Source organism: Microbacterium bandirmense (assembly GCF_037204185.1).
In the GTDB taxonomy this organism is placed as follows: domain Bacteria; phylum Actinomycetota; class Actinomycetes; order Actinomycetales; family Microbacteriaceae; genus Microbacterium; species Microbacterium bandirmense.
This window is the reverse complement of the sequence record NZ_JBBDGM010000034.1, coordinates 1-1,447: the sequence shown is the minus strand read 5'-3', so window position 1 is coordinate 1,447 and position 1,447 is coordinate 1. Positions and strand designations below refer to the sequence as shown.

Genomic DNA, 1,447 nt, shown 5'->3' with positions numbered 1-1,447 from the left:
TGTCAGTCTGTTCCTGCCGCATCCCGCGAGGATGAGGAAGTCCTGGCCGGAGTGTTCTGACCCTTGCTTACGATTGGCCCGCAGGGTGCCTTTGCGTTGATCTGTCGATCCTCCGGCCGGGCGCGCAGTAACCGCTGCCGCCGGATCGGGCGTGACCTGATAGGAGCCTGGAGCATACTTTCGACAGCGTCCCCGTGACAGTCCTGTCCACCCGCCGGCGACAGCGTGAGTCCCACGCTCGTTCGTCAAAGGAGACAGCACACCATGGAACAGATCGAGCCCGCCCGTTCCGGACACGTCGTCATCGGCGTCGACACTCACAAGCACATCCACGTCGCCGCCGTGATGGACTCCATCGGCGGCGTCCTGGCGACACTCACGATCGCGACCGACACCGCAGGCTTCCGGCAGTTGTTGGAGTGGGCCGATGGGTTCGGGAAGATCATCGCGTTCGGCATCGAAGGCACAGGGTCATATGGCGCCGGACTCACCTCATTCATGCGCCGCAACGGACACAAGGTCGTCGAGGTCTCCCGCCCCGACCGGCGACTGCGCCGGTTGAATGGCAAGTCCGACACCCTCGACGTGGAGAATGCCGCCAGGGCCGTCCTGGCGGGCTTCGCGACGGCGGTCCCGAAGAGCGCCGACGGCGCAGTCGAGATGATCCGACAGTTGAAAGTCGCGCACGATACCGCGGTGAAAGATCGCACCGGCGCGATGGTCACGCTCAAAGCGATGCTCGTCCACGCCACCGAAGACCTGCGCCGGGAGACAGCACGCAAGACGCAGAAGATGATCGCCCGCTATTGCGCCGCACTCCGCCCCCGCGGGTTAGAGACACCGGAAGATGCGAATCGGCACGCGCTAAGATCCATCGCCAGACGCTGGGTCGCCCTGAACGAGGAGATCAAGGAGCTCGAGGCACAAATCGAGCACCTCGTCCTCCAGCGCGCCCCGCATCTGCTGGATGAGTTCGGTATCGGTGTCGACACCGCAGCGGAGATCCTCATCGTCGCCGGAGACAACCCCGAACGCATCAAGAGCGAAGCCGCCTTCGCGAAACTCGCCGGCATCAGCCCCGTCCCGACCGGCTCGGGAATGACCAGTGGGAAGCACCGCATCAATCACGGAGGGCACCGCCAACTCAACGCCGCGATCTATCGGACCGTGATCGTCCGGATGAGGTTCCACGAGCCCACGCTTGCTTACGTCGCGCGCAGGACCGCCGAGGGCAAGAGCAAACGCGACATCATCCGCTGCCTCAAACGCTACGTCATTCGCGAGGTCTACCACCTCGTCAAAACCGACCCGAGAACCGGCGAAATCACGAGTTGACAACTATAGGAGCATCAACGCGGTGATCGAGAGCTTCTTCGGACACCTAAAGGATGAGCTCTACTGCAACACCACGTTCCTCACCACCGACGCCCTGATCGACGCGATCGAT

General features: G+C 63.2%; 1 protein-coding gene. It reads left to right on the top strand.

What is annotated here, in order from left to right:
- Positions 1–264: 264 nt before the first annotated feature.
- Positions 265–1,335 (top strand): IS110 family RNA-guided transposase, encoded by a 1,071-nt coding sequence (locus WDU99_RS17205; RefSeq protein ID WP_337333694.1) that lies wholly within the window; start codon positions 265–267, stop codon positions 1,333–1,335.
- The last annotated feature ends 112 nt before the right edge of the window (positions 1,336–1,447 follow it).